This window comes from Citrobacter sp. C348 (genome assembly GCF_047467975.1).
GTDB classification, from domain to species: domain Bacteria; phylum Pseudomonadota; class Gammaproteobacteria; order Enterobacterales; family Enterobacteriaceae; genus Citrobacter; species Citrobacter gillenii.
Genome location: NZ_JASJUJ010000001.1, coordinates 148993 through 166556 on the forward strand (window position 1 = coordinate 148993; position 17564 = coordinate 166556).

Consider the following 17564-nt stretch of genomic DNA (forward strand, 5'->3'; position numbering starts at 1 on the left):
CGATTTAACACATGTCAGTATAGTATGATTAGCATTGACAATATTGTTTTCCACATTGTTTTCCAATGCGCGGGGCGTACTGTTCAATACTCGCTATGCTGCGTCCAGCCTCAATCTGTGCCTCGCAACGCTGCCGTTAAAACCTTATAACCGCATTCCCTTGCGGTTATCCAGCTCTGGCCTCAGAGTTTATCCATCAGATAACGATGCGCTTTCGATGCTGCGCTGGCGGCTTTGAAGATATAGCGTTTATCGTTCTTCAGTGCTTTCAGCCAGGAAGCGATATAGCTTTCATGCTGAACCTCTCCGACAATCCCCAGATCCGCCATCAGGAACGCACTTCCCAGCTCGGCGATCAATTCTTCAAACGCATAACCTTCACTGCCAAACTTCCCTTTCATTTCACGGTTCAGACGGCTTTTTGCGCCGCTCCAGTGTACCAGCTCATGCAGGCCAGTAGCGTAGAAATTGGCGGCATCAGCGAAAAGACTACGCTCCGGCAACCAGACTTCATCGGTAGACGGTCTGAAAAAGGCATTTTGTCCTTTTTCGATGATGTCCGCGCTACTCTTCCGGAACAGATTTTCAGCCTCCGGCAATGGGTCAAAGGTTGCTTCTGGGCTGACTGTTTTAGTTGTCAGCGGAAAGCCATCAATTTGTTCAAGATTGAACACATTGAAGGTTTTCAGCATAGGGATCTGGTCGATTTCGCCGTCTTCGTTTTCCTTCTCTAAGGTTGTATAGAAAATGGCTGTCGTGCCGTGCTCGCCTTTGCGAACCTGCCCACCAACTGCCTGCGCCTGTTTGTAGGTCATCCAACGTGAATCACCGAAGCCCTGTTCTGACGCACTGCACCACAACAACATGATATTCATTCCGCTATACGAGATACCGGTTGCGAAGTTGGAAGGCAACCCAGACATGCCCGGTACTCGTTGCCATGGGCAGGACCAGGGTTTTACACCGGCTTCAAGTGCTGCAATGATGTTGTCGGTGACGGTCTGATAAATATCTGTTCTGGTTTGAGAAAATTTCGTTTTTGAGGAGCCTGACTGCTCCAGCGGGGATACGCTGGTCGCCGCTGCGGTGTTAGGGGCGCTAGTCTGGATATGCAGGGAAATCGTCATGGTTTTTTCTCCGTCAGTGGTGTGATTTTCGTCTTCGTATCGCCTGACGGTTCGCTTTCCCGGCATCGCTCCGGCACGCAAGGGCGCAGCATGCGTGCCATTTACCCTTGCGGGACGGGTTGTGTTGGGAAACGATTAGCCGGAAGCTGATACGGGAACGGAAATCACTGGGGAGAAAAAACTGCCCCTGCATAGGCGGGCGTAGCGCCCCTTGGTTTGCAGTGGTGAAAGAGGTTAAGGCTAGAGATTTGTAGTGGCTTGATTGACTTGAGGATAAGGTCTAAAAGGAAAATAAAAAGCAGGGGTGTTAACTCTTACAGGGTCTGCTACATGTAGCAGCTATAGCAAATGTATGAATAGTATTTTTAAAAAAAACTAACCCTATAATTTAATAATCAATAAGCTCTGGGCCGATTTTAAAATCCTTAGTTTCATCGAGAAGTAATTACCTGAAGTTTCAGCTCCTTATTGAATATGAATGAAAACAAATGAAAAACATGTAATTTATTTCAACCCTGAGCAAGGAGAGAATTCCTTTACAATTCCAGCTTCTATTTTACTTTTTAAGATGTAATGATGTTTTTTATAAAAACCATCCATTCCCAGCCATTATCGAAATAGAATCGTCAGTTTAATTTCAACTGTTTTTTGGATATCCAAAAAACATAGAGCATCTCTCAATAATCGATGGCAACATATTATCTATTAAATCATTCCTTAAAGCATGTCTGGAGTATGGCCGAGGTAATATTATAGAAGACAACTCCTGTAATGTGATAACCGAGCTTGGAAAAACTGCATCTGAACCAGCTAAGATTAAAGCCTCACGACCTAAGTGTATTACTGAGTCGATACAATCTGCACACATTGGCGAGCTCTCATAATCCACTGCTTTTTTCTCAGAGTTGAATAGAGGAACCTTCTTTATTTCAAGTACCCAAGGGTTTTTCTTCGAAGCTCTGACACACTCAATTTTAACTCGTTCACAACAAGGACACACCCATCGCTCATCATATCTATTCCAATATTTCCCCCTAGTAGAGGAAAGGTGAGAAATCTCATTTAATGTTGGCTCACGTTTAGCGACAGACCTTTTTTTCATCCTCCAAGAGTTGGTTTTTCCTTTAAAAACCTCAGTGTTATACAGTAAACTTTCAGGCCAATACTGATCAAATTCTAACAATCCATTAACCCTAAAAAAATGCCTGGCTAAAGTTTCTGTCTGTTTAGCAGTTTTTTCTGATGGCTGGTACCAGTCTTGTTTTTCGGCAGCTATAGTTGCAAATTTTCTAGCCATATCCATGCGAATATTAAATACAGGCTCTACCCTCTCCCACACTTTTTTGGCAGCCTCAAAATTTATTTTATGTTCGCGATTACTGGCAACATGAATAAATTCCGATATCTCCGTTGGTGAAAATGAAAAAAAACGATGGCATTTAACTAAGCGCTTAGCATCAGCATCGGCTTTATTACAGTCAGAACATATTACCGTATTGTCATAGGCTGATAAAGAAAATGCTGTCTTTATGGCAAATCGTTCAGAGAGAGCATCCGCAACAATGTTTTTTTTCTTTGTTGAGAATTCCTCAAAGAGGGACTTTACGACCTCTTTCATATGGTCATGATGTTCATGTAGTTGACAGCTTAAAAAATTATTTTTATTCAGCCTCACTATTTCTGCTTTTCTCCTTCTGCAGCAGGGGCAAATCCACTCTACCGGGGTCATAACCCACCATTTATTAAGATGTGCCCCATCTGCTTTAAAAAGTGAAACTAAACGCTTTGTTGATAATGTGAATTCTGAATCAAGCCCCGAAAGGTCTCGCTGCGCAAGAGAGAGTTTGAATATTTCCCAATCCATTTTAGGCCTCAATCATTAATAACAATACTGCTAAGATTTTACTCATCAACATCATCGAAAATACTCCGCCCTGAAGAAAAATTTGTACTCTGGGCTTCTTCTGTTTCTAATTCTTCGTAATCCACTGCCTCGGATTGCTTCTGCTTCAACCTATCTTTCTTAGCTTCAATTTCACGGATGAATTGTTCAGATTTTTGCCATTCATCTTCATCATAAAATTCCGCACAGTAAAGTTCATTGTTCTCGTCACGAAATCGCTCCAAAAGGCGTGTGACATCGTAGAATGCTTCGTCTACATCATCATCTGTACCCCAAGAATCCTCTATATCTTGGATTATTTCATTCATGTTAGAGTAAAACCCGACTTTTTGGACTGAAAGCCTGACTGCATTCTCTTCTTGCGAGAGTAAAACTCCGACAAAGTCAGCATCGATGAAACAATCTGAATAGTTTATTGCGGCAAGAACGCTCAGCCGGTCGAGTACTTTTATTCTGAGCTCATCACCGAGTAGACCATTTTCATTCAGCCTACCCAATATTGTGAGGCTATTATCGTATCTTCTCGCAGAGTTGATTAAATCAAGCAAATTAGCCTTTGTTTTGTTGTTATAAAAATAAAGACCCAAGAATTCAGGTGAACACCTGCTTGCCAAAAATGAGAGTATTGGCTTACTGATAGAGGCTCTGTTGCCACTAGGATCGATGATGTCCAGAACGCTGTTGAACATACTATGTGGCACAACCAGTTTTATCCCCTCAATCCCCATATCCCCACAACTGATTTCCTCGATTAATCTTTCCTTTGTGACTCCGGAAAGGTATATATCGATGAGTTCTGGATTATCCGAAACATCAGTTGCAAAAGCATCGCGAATGGTTGGATGGCGGAATTTCCAGTAGTGCTCGTCTTGTGTTTTGCTAATTCTGATGAGTGAATCATCTAATGCTGACAATGCAGCTTTTACGTCGCCAAGATTTGATTGCATGGACGTGATGATATTGGTTGTCTGAGGGTTTTCTAACCGCAGTGGGATTGGTAGTTCCCCTCCATTAGCAAATACGAGGGCTAAGGCCGCTCTTTCAGCGGGTGCAAGCCCACCAATAATGTCTGCCATGATCCCCGTGGGATTTGAGAAAAAATCAACGACCCCAACTTCGTTAGGCACAAGCTTATTCGTGAACTGGGGATTGGCGAACCTCCGGGCAATTTCCGGAAGAAATTTGGGCACTGTTACTGCTGACGGTAGAAAACTCTTCATTGCCCTTCGAAATGCTTTAGTCTGTTTACCAAGCTTCAGGTGATTGTACAGGATCATGGCTTTTTCAGGATCGGAGAGTTTCTCAACTTCAATTGTGACTCGGCTATCTTTGAATAACTCGAATTTATTTGTATTTAAGCGATTCTGGGCTGCACGGAAGATATAGCTGCGCGAAGTGAAAACCACTCGCGCTCCCTTATGTATAGCAGCTTTCAACTTAGGAAGCCTTTGATTCCACTCCTGGACTCGGTTAAAGTCGCAATGATTAGATCCAAATGCATCGTCAACCCAAAAAAATTGTCCTGGATCGTCTGGGTTCCATTGCCTATCCAAATCTTCCGGCGAACTTAAAATCAGCGTTTGCAACCCCCACTCATCAGCCGCTGAAAGCGCTAACAAATTAGCTATCATAGTCTTACCACTTGCAGGCTCACCTATAAGCATCACGAATCCGTGATCCCTGAGAGCATGTGCACAACGTCGGTATGCCTCTGTAGGGACGAAGCATGCAAGATCTGGAGCAATCGAATCGAGAACACTTTTTGCTTGCCGGAATGCCTGATTTGTAATTATCTGGGAAAGATCACCAAGACCATATATTCGGGGTACCATACGCCTAAGACTTGGGTGTGAGGATATGCTGTGGTTTATCCATTCGGCCCCGTAAATCCTTGCGAACTTTGCACCAGCTTTCCGTATGTCCTCTTCCATCAAGGCGGCTGTCTCTGCGGAAACTGAACAATTAGTGAATAGAAGGTATACATCGGCCAGCCCTTTACTCACAAGCCGCGCAATCTTAGGAAGCTCATCACTAACAACTCCCTTTGAAAGCTTCATATCTTGTTTGCTGGAATGCTTACATTGAGTAGTAAAACTACTGCTGACGTCATCGCCGAAACCAGTTCCAGACCAGGTGCCATAGAAAGCCCCATCGCGGCCGCCATCAACGCCGTCAGAGAACACTTGAAATGTCTGCCCAAAGGTCTCTTTCAAGATACATGATACGAGATCCTCGAAAGCTTTCCATCCAAGTTTGTGGAGGTCGAACTGGATTGATTGCATTGTTTTTTAGAATTTCGGATTTAATAGATACTTATTTTAAAGTGCATGTTGGGGATGTCTAGGGATTGATTACAAGAAGCGAGTGAGATAAGTGTTTACTCAAACAAGAACTGCTGTTAGTGGTAGCCAATGAAAATTGTCATTTCTGACGTAATGTCTAAGTAATAGGTTTAATAGTTGACGTAACCAGTGTTCGGTAGGTCTTTTGCCGATAATTTCGAGAATTGTGATTATCTCGATAGTCCAACACGCCTTCATCTCACGTAGTAGCCTGTGTTTCACAGCGCTTATCATAGCTTGATGACTGTAGTTTGATGTGTGCCGCATTGATCTCTTCCCTTTGTTCAGTACAGGCATAAAGTGCCAGACTGTGTCAAATAATTATAAATATCTAAGTGATTGATAGAATTTTATATTGAGCTACGAACGTCCGTTGCGATAAGTTAATCAAAGATAGCGTCACTCAAAGGGAGATGGGCATGGCATCTGCGAGACAGGATTTTGAAAGCTTTGTTCGATGGCTATACCACCCTGAGAGGCAAGTTCAGGGTGACGTTCGCCGCTTGGCTACTTTGGCCCTTGCTAACTTTGACGAATTGGCGGGAACCTCACGACAGCGAAGTCAGCGCTCCACATTTCTCGTCAGTCTAATGCGGCGTGAGCTTGGCAGCATAGCTGAGGTGCCTCCACCCGACATAGCTGAAGCAAACGCCGGTGTTTGGTCTTGGAACAGGTTGCGTCATCTGACACTCGGCCCATTTAGGGGATTCCGTGCACCTGAACCTTTCGATCTAACAAAGCAGATCATCCTATTCTACGGTCCAAATGGTAGCGGGAAAACCAGCCTTTGCGAAGGATTAGAATATGCCCTTCTTGGAGATGTCGAAGAGGCCGGAAGCAAACGCATTGCGGCGAGAACGTACCTATCGAATATACACGATAAAAGATTCGCCCCCCCAGTATTGAAGGCAACAGATCAACAAGGACGTGAGGTTGACGTTGTTGCCAACCTCGACACCTATCGCTTCTGCTTTATTGAAAAAAACCGAATTGATGCATTCTCAAGAATCGCTGCCCGACCCAATGCCCAACGCGCTGAACTGATTGCTACGCTATTTGGTATGGACCAGTTCAATGAGTTCGTAAGAAACTTCAACGAAAGCATCGATGGACAACTTGTTCTAATCAGTGAACAACAAAATGCTTTGTCACTGCGCCGTAACGCGTTGGCGGCAGATCGATTGGCCGTTGAGGGTGCCGCGGCCTCCCTGCAAATATTAGATGAAGAGGAGTCTTATCTGGCAAAGGAGTACTCAGTTGAACTCACATATCAAGCCCTCAAGGGCTTGATTGGTACTACTGAAGCTCCAGGTCGTCTTCAAGAGCTTGAAGACATTTTGGGGGCGATTCCACCGAATATTCTTGGCATCACACGTCAAGGTCTACAAGACGCTTTTGCTGAGGCACATCAATGCTCCGAAGAACTTGATGCAGTAATCAATGATCTTCGTGCCAAAAGCGATCTGGTTTCCTTCAAGAATCTTTACAACTCAGTTCTCGCCCTGCAGAAGGCTATTGGAGATCGTTGCCCCGCCTGCGATACGCCACTGACAGGTGATGCTCGTGTTGCCGTAGATCCGTTTAGGAAAGCAACAGATGGCTTGGTGCAGCTTGGAGAACTGGGTGCCCTTCAAGACAAACAGCAAACTATTGAGGTAAAACTGGGTCAGGCATCTCGCGCGTTGCGGCAGATGCTAACTTCCTTCTGCGCATTTGTAACTGCTCATCAAGAAGAGGAAACAGCAATCGGTCGTTGGGTTTTGCAACTTCCTGCTGAGCCTGTCGGACGATGGTGGACAAATATCTACCCCCAGTTGCCCGCAAGTTCGCACGGATTGCCGTCACTTGAAGATATTCTCTCTTTTGTAGATCGCATGGTAGCTCAAGACGATGCGTCACGGAAGGCTCAGAGAGAGCGACAACCGCACATCGACGAACGTCGGCGACTCAATGAGTTTCAACTAAAGGTCCAAGCGCAAGACCTCAAACGGCAACAACTGCAAGCGGATATTGAAGCTGCGCGTAACCGAATCAAAGCCTTCGATGAAACAAATGCTGGGTTGATCGCGCAAGCGGATCAGGAAGCACTAGATATCGTCCGCGATACACCATACAAGGCTGCCTATGACAGATTTCTTGAAACATTGAGGTCTTATAGAGATCAACTTCCCGGTCAGTTAATGGCTGGCCTAAACGAAGCAGCTAAAGATCTCTATAATGCTTTCAATCGTAATGATCGCGAAGAAGACAAGCTATCAGCGCTGTATCTGCCTTTAACCGATGATGGCAAGATCGAAATCAGTTTTCAGGGCAATCCTGATGTTCGCGTCGATGCGCTCCATGTTCTTAGTGAGGGGCATATTCGCTGTCTCGGACTGGCAATCCTGATGACCAAAGCGAAGAGCATCGGCTGTCCAGTTATCGTCTTCGATGATGCCATCAATGCGATCGACCATGACCATAGAGGTGGAATCCGAGAGGCTATTTTTGAAAGTGACCACTTCATAAACACCCAATTGATCGTCACCTGCCATAGCAATGAGTTTATAAAAGATATCCAGCAACACCTGCCTACTCAGCGTAGGAATGGATGCCAGGTTTATCTACTAAGACATCACGATGGTAACTATCAACCGAGAGTAACTGGCAACATATCTAGCGCGAACTACATCGCCAAGGCCAGAGCAGCAAGAGAAACGCTGAACGACAGAGATGCGTTGGCTGCGTCACGCCAAGCTTTGGAGATGCTGAGCGAGAAAACTTGGCGCTGGCTTGGAAGTCATGATCTTGGTGTGCTAAACCTCATGCTCGCTGGCGTCGGTGCTGAGCCCGGATTGAGAAACTTATGCGAAGCATTGGTCAAGAAATTGCGAGATTCTCCAACCTTTAATCACGCGAACAAAGAGCCGCTTCTTACAGCTTATGGACGTATTTTGGGGATTCCCGTTAACAATCTTGTCTGGACCTATCTCAACAAAGGCACTCATGAGGAGGCCGAGCGCGATGACTTTGATGGGGAACTTGTGGAGTCCGTTGTCCAAACTCTTGAAGAACTTGACCGACTCGATCTGCGAGCCGGGCGCTAGCACTCGTTGCTGCTAATTTGGTCTCGACTGGACAAGTCAATTAACGTAGATCAAAGCGTAATGCAGCGAAATGAGCCAGACTCTAAAACTGTAATAGTCTAATCATTTCGGACACTTTTTTAGCACAAGCAGTCAAGCGTTATATATAATAAGTGAGGATGATTTGTTCAAATCTGAAAAAGAAATGCAAATGTGGTTGAGCTCAGAGCTAAGTAAAGTGGACGGATTAGCTAGCTTAATAATTCCACTTTCAGACGAGGAGTACTCTTATGTCGATAAAAAAATTTCAGACAGCTATAATTATTGTTTGAAAACATTATCAAATACTAAAGTAGTTTGCGAAGATCAAGATATATCACAATTCTCCGATGAGATTTTACGCCCGGACTTTCTTTTATATGCAGTTGACTACGAAGCATGGGTAATTATTGAAATTAAGAATATACCAAATCCAACCAGACAAGCCGGCACCGAACTGGGAGCATATACCAATGCCTTGAAAACTTACTTTCCAAATATGTCCGATGGGGATGTGATAAATATAGTCATATCTAATGACTGGCCAACCCTAATCAAAAATTATATATTCAATGAGATTTTTTGGTTAAATAGGAGTATTCTTTGCTTACGACCAGTAAAACATGAGTCTGGAATTAAACTTGAGTGTATAAGACCTGCGATTTTAACGAAATCTTATAGCGCTAAAAAACTTAGGCCAAAAGATTTTAGTGGCTATCAATTTTGTATTTATGGAAAGAACATCTATTCTGGAGGCGAGGTAAATGACATTGAAAAAAACATCGAACAAATTAAGTCATCATTTCAAAGAATGGTCAATAAAGCATCACGACTCCACTCACATGGTTTCGCATTTTTATGGAGAGATTTCAGAAAGTACAGTCTTGCAGCATATAGCATTACAATTGTAGATATTAACCCGTTCAAAAATAACTTGTATTTTACATGTAATGAAAAAGGCATAGCAGCAGAACTACAGCATATAATATGGAAGTACGAATCCACAGGTAATACCTATTCATTATGGGAAATCATAAATGACGCGGACTTCTATTTGCGTGAAATCAGCTCAACTTGGCCTGAAGCACCATCAAACTGGATAACATTGCGTGAATTTATGCTTGAAGATGCTGAAATTATAGAATTTAAATGCTGGGGGCGAATATCAGAATTATATGAGAATGAGTTAGCCAATGAGTATAATAAAGGAAGATTTGACCTAAAATTCACTGACCCTGGATTTGGATTTCATTTCATTAATAACAAACTATTCACGTAAAATAACATTAATTGTAGAAGCCACCATAGCAAGTAGTGATATTAATTACAAAGAAGCAACTCACATCTTCATACATATCTACCTCCGTCATATTATTAAATACTGGCAACATACCTGACCATAATGGTTATGCACTGCCAGCATTTCACAGCGTAAAAAGTCGTTTGAACACCGCAAAATCATTGTATTTAAAGGGGGGAGGGGTGGAAAACGGTAAATATTCAACGTTAGGCCTATTTTTAGTAGGCAGAAATTTATTGGCCGCTGTGTGTGGTGTGCCGCGAACGCTAATACCAGATTGATGTAACCCGCATCTATTGGTGGTCACTCTGGTGGTCTTGACAAGCAGCGGATTCAGGTTTAGCTTACATATTAGCCAGTTACTGGCAAAGGCGATCCCAGTCAGAGGAGCCATATTTAAGAAGCCTGCTTAGGAAACTAAGCAGGCTTCTTGCTTTTATACTCCCGCATTTTCACGCGCTATATGCAGAAAAGCCTGTACGGCCCCCTTATTCTCTTGTTGCCTGCTGATGAGCATCAGATTCGCCGACAGTTCCGGCGCATCCAGTGGGCGGTATACCAATCCAGGAATATTCACATGCTGCAGAGGATCGGGCACCAGCGCCAGCCCCTGCCCGGCGGCAGCGAGCGCAAGCACGCTTAGGGTGCTAGCGGTGCACTGGGCGATACGCGGAGCATGACCCATAATTGTGGTGAGCGCGGTGTAAAGCGACTCATCAGCCCCATGCGCGTCATAAAAAATGAGTGGCTGCCCGGCGAGCATATCGATTGTCAGCGACGCCTGAGCGGCTAACGGATGGTCGTCAGCCATCGCCACCTGTCGGTGCCAGACACCGATCTGTTCAGCCATTAGCGCGGCGTCATGGATTTTGTGGTGATCGGGGGTATAACCCACGTCGAGGTGTCCCGTCAGGATAGCATCGACTTGCTGCAACGGGGCAACTTCATTTACCACCAGCTCAGCATCGGGGTAGGTTCGGCGAAAAGCACGTAGATCGTTGGTGAGCTTGCCGCTAAAGACGGCGTTACCGGCAAAACCCACGCGAACATGACCCGTTTCACCGCGTAGTGAGCGCTGTACGGTCAGTCGGGCGTGATCCGCCTGCTCCAGCGTGCGCTGCGCCTCGGTCTGTAATAGCCGCCCGGCTTCGGTTAATTCCACTTTACGGCTGGTACGCACAAACAGCGGACCACCAAGTTCCTCTTCCAGCGCCTTGATTTGCATACTCAGCGCAGGTTGGACGATATTCAGGCGTTGAGCTGCGCGACCAAAATGCCCTTCTTCGGCAACGGCCAGAAAATAGCGCAGGTGGCGCAGATCCATATCGTTACTCCGTCATCAAATAAAATGATTGATCATTCATATCTATCTATTTGAGTTTATCTCTATTGCGGACGAAACTGAAATCCAATCCCGTACCGGAGTACATGTTATGCAAAATTATTTGGACGACCGCCTACAAATCACCGACCTTCTCACGGGCTGGATGCACCGGGATCTGGGACAATGGGAGCAGTTGCGCAACCTTTTTCACCCGGACGGCACCATCGAGATCACCTGGTTTGAAGGCCTCGCCAGCGATTTCGTTGATGGCTCAATGCGAATGGGAGAGTCAGATGTGCGCACCAAGCATCTGATTGGCACGCCGGTGGTGACCTTCAATGCCAATGCGACAAGGGCTATTGTTGAAACCAACGCCATGATTATCGCTGAACACGTTAAGCTGAATCTGGGCTGCATTGGTCATAACCGTTTCTATGATATGGCGGAAAAACGCGATGGCGTCTGGAAGCTGTTCCATCGCCAGAGTATTTACGATATGGCCAGTTTTACCTTTCCGCTCGGTATGGTCGCCATTGACCAAAGTATGGTAGGAAAATATCCACGCGAGTACGCCGCGCTGGCTTACCTGCTGGAAAAAAGCGGTTTTCCGGTCCAGCGCGTCTTTGCCACCCGTGGTAGCATTCTGGAACAACACATGAAAGCGAGCGGTGCACGCTGGTTAGCCGGGCAACCAGCCTGACAATTTCGTCCGCCGTTGGCCCTTTTTCATCTCAGCAACGCAAAGGAAATGTATGCGCCCTAACAAGACACCTGGAAAATATCTGGCCATGCTGTTCGCCGCCCTGCTGCTACCGACCACGGTTTCGGCTACACAAACCCTGACCTACAGCGATCATGAACCGCTGGCTGGGATGCGTACTCGCTTTCTCAACGACGTGCTCTTCCCTGCCATTGAGAAAGAGTCAAACGGGCGCCTGAAAATAGAGGCGCACTGGGGCGGAGAGCTCAGTAGTAGCTACGATGCGTTACGCAACGTCGGCAACGAACGGAAAGTGGATATGGCGATTGTCGTGCCTGAATACACCGCCGACGCGCTGCCCCTGAATCAGATATTTAAAAGCTTTCCCGTCGGCCCTGCCAGTGAACAACAGGTGACCTTCTTCCGCCACGTCTACGCTGACATTCCGGCATTCCCGGCTGAGCTTGAGAAAAATAATGTGGTGAGTATTTTCCTTGCCACTGGCTATCCACTGGCCTTTTTCAGCGCTAAGCCCATAGCGACGCTGAGCGATATCAAAGGCGGCACATGGCGCTCTGCCAGCTTCTGGCACCGTGATTTTCTGCAAAACGCTGGGGCTAAGCCGGTGACCATGCCCTGGGGTGAAGCGACCTATAACGCGCTAAAAACGGGGGCAATCGATGGCATGATGCTGAACGTGGACAGCGGTTACGATCTTAAAGCGTATCAGTTCGCACCCAATGTGCTTCTCGCCAAAGATCTGTGGCTGGGCCATCTCTACATTCTGGCGATGAACAAAGATACCTGGAACGCGCTTTCTCCTGTCGATCGGGCCGCCATTCAGCGTGCGGCTGAAACGGCGTATCAATCTCTGGGTTCAGTCATGGACCGGTGTTTTAACACCCAGATAGACGATTTACGCCAGGCTGGGGCCTCGGTACGCGTTCTGCAATCGCAGGAGGTCGCGCAGTGGAACACCGCCACCCATTATCGGGCTGCGCAAACCAAGTGGGTCCACGAGCAGGAAGCGAAAGGCGTCAAAAACGCAGGCACGGTGATGAAACAAGTTAGCGCCATTATGGATGAAACCCTGTCACAAAAAGCGCGCGTAAAACGGTAGTTATCCATGAACTAGAGGCAGGGAGTCTCACCCTCTCTCTACCCACCACTTTTCGCCGAGTAAACACCACATCACACCGTTGTTTAAAGTTATGTAAATGTAAATCGTTTAAACTTTGCCATTATTGTAAGTGCTAGTGATTATCATTTATTGTACGCGGGCCAAAAGAACGAGCGCCTGCTCGGGTCACTGTACGTTCCAATTACTCTGGGATATAAACGATGAATGCTCTGCCTCGCACCGGACTGCGCCGTATCACGCTTGCATCTGCCCTGGTCCTCTCCGTCAGCCTGCCGGCTTTCGCACAGGATACGTTAACGCTTTATACCACCCGTGAACCAGGCCTGATCCAACCCCTGCTCGATAGCTGGACAAAAACCAGCGGTATAAAAGTGAGCACGGTGTACATCAAGGATGGGATGCTTGAACGTGTTAAAGCGGAAGGGAAGAACTCCCCTGCCGACCTGTTAATGACCGTTGATGCCGGTAACCTCATCGATTTAGTCGAAGCGGGCGTAACGCAACCGGTCGAGTCCGATGCGCTGAAAACCGCCATTCCGGCTAACCTGCGCGATGCAGATAACCAGTGGTTTGCGCTTTCCATGCGCGCACGCGTGCTCTACGCTGAGAAATCGATGCCTATCGATAACTGGCATTATGAGCAGCTCGCAAGCCCTGAGTACAAAGGCAAAGTGTGTATCCGTTCCGGGCAACATCCGTATAACACCGCATTGATTGCCGCCATGATTGCCCACCACGGTGAGGCCAAAACGGAAGAGTGGTTGCTCGGCGTGAAAGCGAACCTGGCACGTAAAGCGACCGGCGGCGATCGTGACGTTGCCCGCGATATCCTCGGTGGAATTTGTGATATTGGCCTCGCCAACTCCTATTACGTCGGCCATATGAAAAATGCCAAAGAAGGCAGCGATGCACGCCAGTGGGGCGATGCCATTAAAGTGGTTAAACCGACATTTGAGAAAGGCGGCACTCACGTCAATATCAGCGGTGCCGCTGTAGCCCGTTACGCACCAAACAAAGCCGACGCCGTTAAGCTGATGGAATATCTGGTTTCTGCACCTGCCCAGCAGCAGTACGCGAAAGCGAACTTTGAATACCCGGTACTCAAAGGCGTCACGCTCGACCCGGTTATCAGCGCCACTATCGGTGAAATCGACGTCGACAAGATCCCGTTAACCGAAATCGTGAAGTACCGTAAACAAGCTAGTCTGCTGGTAGATAAAGTTGGATTCGATCAATAAACCACTATTGCTACCGACGTTACGCGGCCTGGTTTCCGGGCCGCAGTCATTATTAACGCCGTTACATCTTGGCGCGCTGTGCGTTGCGCTTGGCGTCCTGACCCCGATTGTGGCGCTCATCTGGCAGGCCACCCAGGCTGATTTGTCCCACTGGGATAATCTCATCACCTGGGTGTTGCCCTCCGCGTTAAAAAACACTGCGCTGCTGCTGGCGGGCGTCGCGGTAATGGTCGGCGTAATTGGCGTTGGCAGCGCGTGGGCGGTTACGGCATGGGACTTTCCCGGGCGTAAGATCCTGAGCTGGGCGCTGCTGTTGCCGCTGGCAATGCCGACCTATATCGTGGCCTTTGCCTGGCTCGATTTACTGCATCCCATCGGCCCACTGCAAACCTTTATCCGCTTTTTACTCGGTTTCGACAGCCCACGACAGTTCCGTTTGCCTGATTTACGTTCCCTTTCCGGGGCGATTCTGCTGCTCGGTTTAGTGCTGTACCCGTATGTTTATTTAACCACCCGCGCCACGTTTATCAGCCAACCAGCGCATTTGCTCGAAGCCGCACGTACGCTGGGTTGCAGCGCCAGCGGAACCTTCTTTCGCGTCGCCCTGCCTATGGCCCGTCCGGCGCTGGCGGTCGGGATCAGCCTGGCGCTACTGGAAACACTCAACGACATCGGCGCGTCGGAATTCCTTGGGGTACAAACCTTAACCGTCACCGTGTACACCACGTGGATCTCGCGCTCTGATTTATCCGCTGCGGCGCAAATCGCCTGCATGATGCTGATGTTTATCTTCTTTATTCTGACGCTGGAGTTTTACGGTCGCAGAAAGCAAGGGTTCAGCAGCCGCAGCCTGCGCGAAATTCAACCCACACGCGTGCACGGCTGGCGCGGTTGGCTGCTCGGCGCCGTGATTTCGCTCCCGGTGGTACTGGGCTTCCTGGCCCCGGTATTGTTTTTGATGTGGGAGAGCGCCAAACGGTTAGGTGGTGAGAATCCGCTGTCCGCGTCGTTACTTGCTGCATTACAAAACACGCTATCGCTGGCGGCTGGCACCACGCTGGTGGTGATTTGCGTCAGTATGCTGGTGGCGTGGAGCGCCCGTCACAGTGCCGCAGACAACGCCATGCCCGGCTTTCGTCGCGGTGTGATGCGTCTGGCCTCGTTAGGTTACGCCGTGCCTGGTACGATTCTGGCGATTGGTTTTCTGCCTCCGGCGATGGCGGTTGACCGCTGGCTGGCCGATCTGCTCGACATACGCGGTTTACCGCTGATGTCTGCCGGTATCTTGCTGATCATTTGTTGTGCCATGCGTTTTCAGGCCATTGCCATTGGCGCGCTGGATTCCGGGCTGGGCCGTATTCCTCCTTCCCTTGAGCAAGCCTCACGTTTGTTGGGCGAAAATGGTGCCGGAACATTTGCCCGCGTGCATTTCCCGCTGTTGCGCCCGGCTTTAGTGAGCAGTGCATTGCTGGTGTTTGCCGATGCAATGAAAGAGTTGCCCACTACCCTGCTACTACGCCCGGTAAACTTCGAAACGCTGGCCACGCTGCTGTATGCAGAAGCGGCGCGAGGTACCTATGAAGAAGGGGCAATTGCTGCGCTAATGATTGTGTTAGCCGGCACACTGCCTGTTATTTTGCTGGTTCGTCATCAGATGACGCGCCGTGGTTGAGAGAGCAACAATGTCAGAAATCGCGTTACGACTCCAGGATGTACACGTGGCCTACGGCAACAGCCAGCAATCGGTGCTGACCGGCTTTTCAATGTCGGTGCGCAAAGGCGAAATCGCCTGCCTGCTGGGTGCGTCAGGCTGTGGGAAAACCACGGTTTTGCGCGCGGTCGCCGGATTTGAACGCCTGCAACGCGGAGAGATTTATGTTTCACAGCGGCGTGTTGCTGGCCCCGGCGTGCATCTGCCGCCGGAAAAACGGCATGTTGGCATGGTGTTTCAGGAATACGCGTTATTCCCACATCTGACAGCCCAACAAAACGTGGCCTTTGGTTTGCGCCGCCTGCCACGAGAAGCGCAACAGGCCAGAGTCACCGAGCTGTTAAAAATGGTTGAACTACACAGCCACGCCAGCCATTACCCTCATGAGCTTTCTGGAGGGCAGCAGCAGCGTATCGCCCTGGCCCGCGCCCTGGCGCCACATCCGGATATTCTGCTGCTGGATGAACCGTTTTCCAGTCTGGATAAAAGCACCCGCGAGCGTCTGGGTGGCGAGGTACGGGATATTTTGCGCGCCGCCGGACAAACGGCGCTGCTGGTCACCCACAGTGAGCATGAAGCGCAGCTGATGGCGGACCATATTGGTTTTGTGAAAATGGGTCAGTTTCAAACGAAGCACGCGGCCTGACAGTAACATACAGGCCGCGCGGGGTAGTGATTAGAATCTCTGCACCTGGCTGATATTCACTGGCATCCCGGAGCGGCGTTCCAGCGTTGCATTAGCACGACTGACGTCCACTCCCTCTCCGCTCACAAAACTGCGTAATGCCGGAGTCACCGGCAGTGGGATCTTTTTATCTGACTCGTATTCGCTGCGATTGCGTGACAACGGTTCATGAACTTCAACCCAGCGGCTACCGTCTGGCTCAGTGCTGTATTTAACAGGCCGGTCGATAAGTTGAACCCGCGTTCCCACCGGCACGGTATCAAACAGGTATTTAATATCGTCATTGCGCAGGCGAATACAGCCCTGGCTGACTCGCAGCCCAATTCCGAAATTAGCATTGGTGCCGTGAATAGCGTACAGCTTGCCAATATAAATGGCGTACAACCCCATCGGATTTTCCGGCCCGGCCGGAACAAACGCCGGCAAGCTTTCCCCACGAGCAGCATATTCCCGGCGGGTATTTGCTGTTGGCGTCCAGCTCGGTGCCTCCTGCTTGCGCTGTACCGTCGTCACCCAATTACGTGGCGTTTCTCTCCCTGCCTGACCGATACCGATAGGTAAGATTTCAACCGTATTGCTGTCTTTGGGGTAATAGTAAAGACGCATTTCTGCGACGTTAATAACGATGCCCTCACGCACGGTATCCGGCAAAATAACCTGCTGTGGCACCACCAGCGTAGAGCCAGACTTTGGCAAATAGACATCCACCCCCGGATTGGCTTCGAGCATATTGCTCAGCCCCTGCCCGTACTGCGCAGCAAATGCTTCCAGCGGTTGCGTATTGGCTGACGGCACCGTAATGGTCAGCGGACTGCCGACCAGACGGCTGCCCTCTGGTGGTAGCGGATAACTCACCGCCTGCGCTCCCTGACTGGCAAGTAGCATGATAAGTGAACACAACAGTTTTACACGACGCATCTTCGTCCTTTCCTTCGCCGCAGCAGATATCCGTTAATTATAGCTTTTTTATCGGGTTAACGGGGTTACGG

General features: G+C 48.4%; 12 protein-coding genes. 7 read left to right on the plus strand and 5 right to left on the minus strand.

The features are described 5' to 3' along the window. Positions 1-182: 182 nt before the first annotated feature. The 3 genes from QNN86_RS00790 to QNN86_RS00800 all read right to left on the minus strand — a co-directional run bounded on the left by QNN86_RS00790 (position 183) and on the right by QNN86_RS00800 (position 5312). On the minus strand, positions 183-1127 hold the full coding sequence (locus QNN86_RS00790) for an ArdC family protein (RefSeq protein ID WP_414210515.1): 945 nt from the start codon (positions 1125-1127) through the stop codon (positions 183-185). Between the two features lie 637 nt (positions 1128-1764). Beyond that, the gene (locus tag QNN86_RS00795; RefSeq protein ID WP_414210516.1) at positions 1765-2991 is read right to left on the minus strand and encodes a hypothetical protein; all 1227 of its coding nucleotides are present in this window, start codon (positions 2989-2991) and stop codon (positions 1765-1767) included. Positions 2992-3029: 38 nt separating this feature from the next. Beyond that, positions 3030-5312 (minus strand): hypothetical protein, encoded by a 2283-nt coding sequence (locus tag QNN86_RS00800; protein WP_414210517.1) that lies wholly within the window; start codon positions 5310-5312, stop codon positions 3030-3032. 479 nt (positions 5313-5791) lie between these two features. Between QNN86_RS00800 and QNN86_RS00805 the strand changes: the two genes are divergently transcribed. Together QNN86_RS00805 and QNN86_RS00810 are read left to right on the plus strand one after the other, a co-directional pair. Then, positions 5792-8458 carry an AAA family ATPase gene (locus QNN86_RS00805; RefSeq protein ID WP_414210518.1) on the plus strand — a complete coding sequence of 889 codons (2667 nt, stop codon included), beginning with the start codon at positions 5792-5794 and terminating at the stop codon, positions 8456-8458. A gap of 163 nt (positions 8459-8621) precedes the next feature. After that, positions 8622-9755, plus strand: a complete 1134-nt coding sequence (locus tag QNN86_RS00810; protein ID WP_414210519.1) for a hypothetical protein — start codon at positions 8622-8624, stop codon at positions 9753-9755. A 457-nt stretch (positions 9756-10212) separates the two neighbouring features. Here the strand turns inward: QNN86_RS00810 and QNN86_RS00815 are convergent, their stop codons facing one another. Further along, positions 10213-11100 (minus strand): LysR substrate-binding domain-containing protein, encoded by an 888-nt coding sequence (locus QNN86_RS00815; protein ID WP_414210520.1) that lies wholly within the window; start codon positions 11098-11100, stop codon positions 10213-10215. A 109-nt stretch (positions 11101-11209) separates the two neighbouring features. On the opposite strand from QNN86_RS00815, the gene QNN86_RS00820 reads away from it, so the two are divergent. The 5 genes from QNN86_RS00820 to QNN86_RS00840 all read left to right on the plus strand — a co-directional run bounded on the left by QNN86_RS00820 (position 11210) and on the right by QNN86_RS00840 (position 16536). After that, complete coding sequence (locus QNN86_RS00820) at positions 11210-11800, plus strand: nuclear transport factor 2 family protein (protein ID WP_181617196.1); 591 nt, start codon at positions 11210-11212, stop codon at positions 11798-11800. A gap of 52 nt (positions 11801-11852) precedes the next feature. Then, a complete protein-coding gene (dctP, locus tag QNN86_RS00825; RefSeq protein ID WP_181617197.1) occupies positions 11853-12920 on the plus strand; it encodes a TRAP transporter substrate-binding protein DctP in 1068 nt (355 codons plus the stop codon). A 221-nt stretch (positions 12921-13141) separates the two neighbouring features. Continuing rightward, complete coding sequence (locus QNN86_RS00830; RefSeq protein WP_181617198.1) at positions 13142-14179, plus strand: extracellular solute-binding protein; 1038 nt, start codon at positions 13142-13144, stop codon at positions 14177-14179. Continuing rightward, the gene (locus tag QNN86_RS00835; RefSeq protein WP_181617199.1) at positions 14163-15851 is read left to right on the plus strand and encodes an ABC transporter permease; all 1689 of its coding nucleotides are present in this window, start codon (positions 14163-14165) and stop codon (positions 15849-15851) included. Before QNN86_RS00830 ends, QNN86_RS00835 begins: the two co-directional genes overlap by 17 nt. Before the next feature lie 10 nt (positions 15852-15861). Continuing rightward, positions 15862-16536, plus strand: a complete 675-nt coding sequence (locus QNN86_RS00840; RefSeq protein ID WP_135911860.1) for an ABC transporter ATP-binding protein — start codon at positions 15862-15864, stop codon at positions 16534-16536. Positions 16537-16566: 30 nt separating this feature from the next. Here the strand turns inward: QNN86_RS00840 and ldtA are convergent, their stop codons facing one another. Further along, positions 16567-17493 carry a L,D-transpeptidase gene (ldtA, locus tag QNN86_RS00845; RefSeq protein ID WP_181617200.1) on the minus strand — a complete coding sequence of 309 codons (927 nt, stop codon included), beginning with the start codon at positions 17491-17493 and terminating at the stop codon, positions 16567-16569. Between the last annotated feature and the right edge of the window lie 71 nt (positions 17494-17564).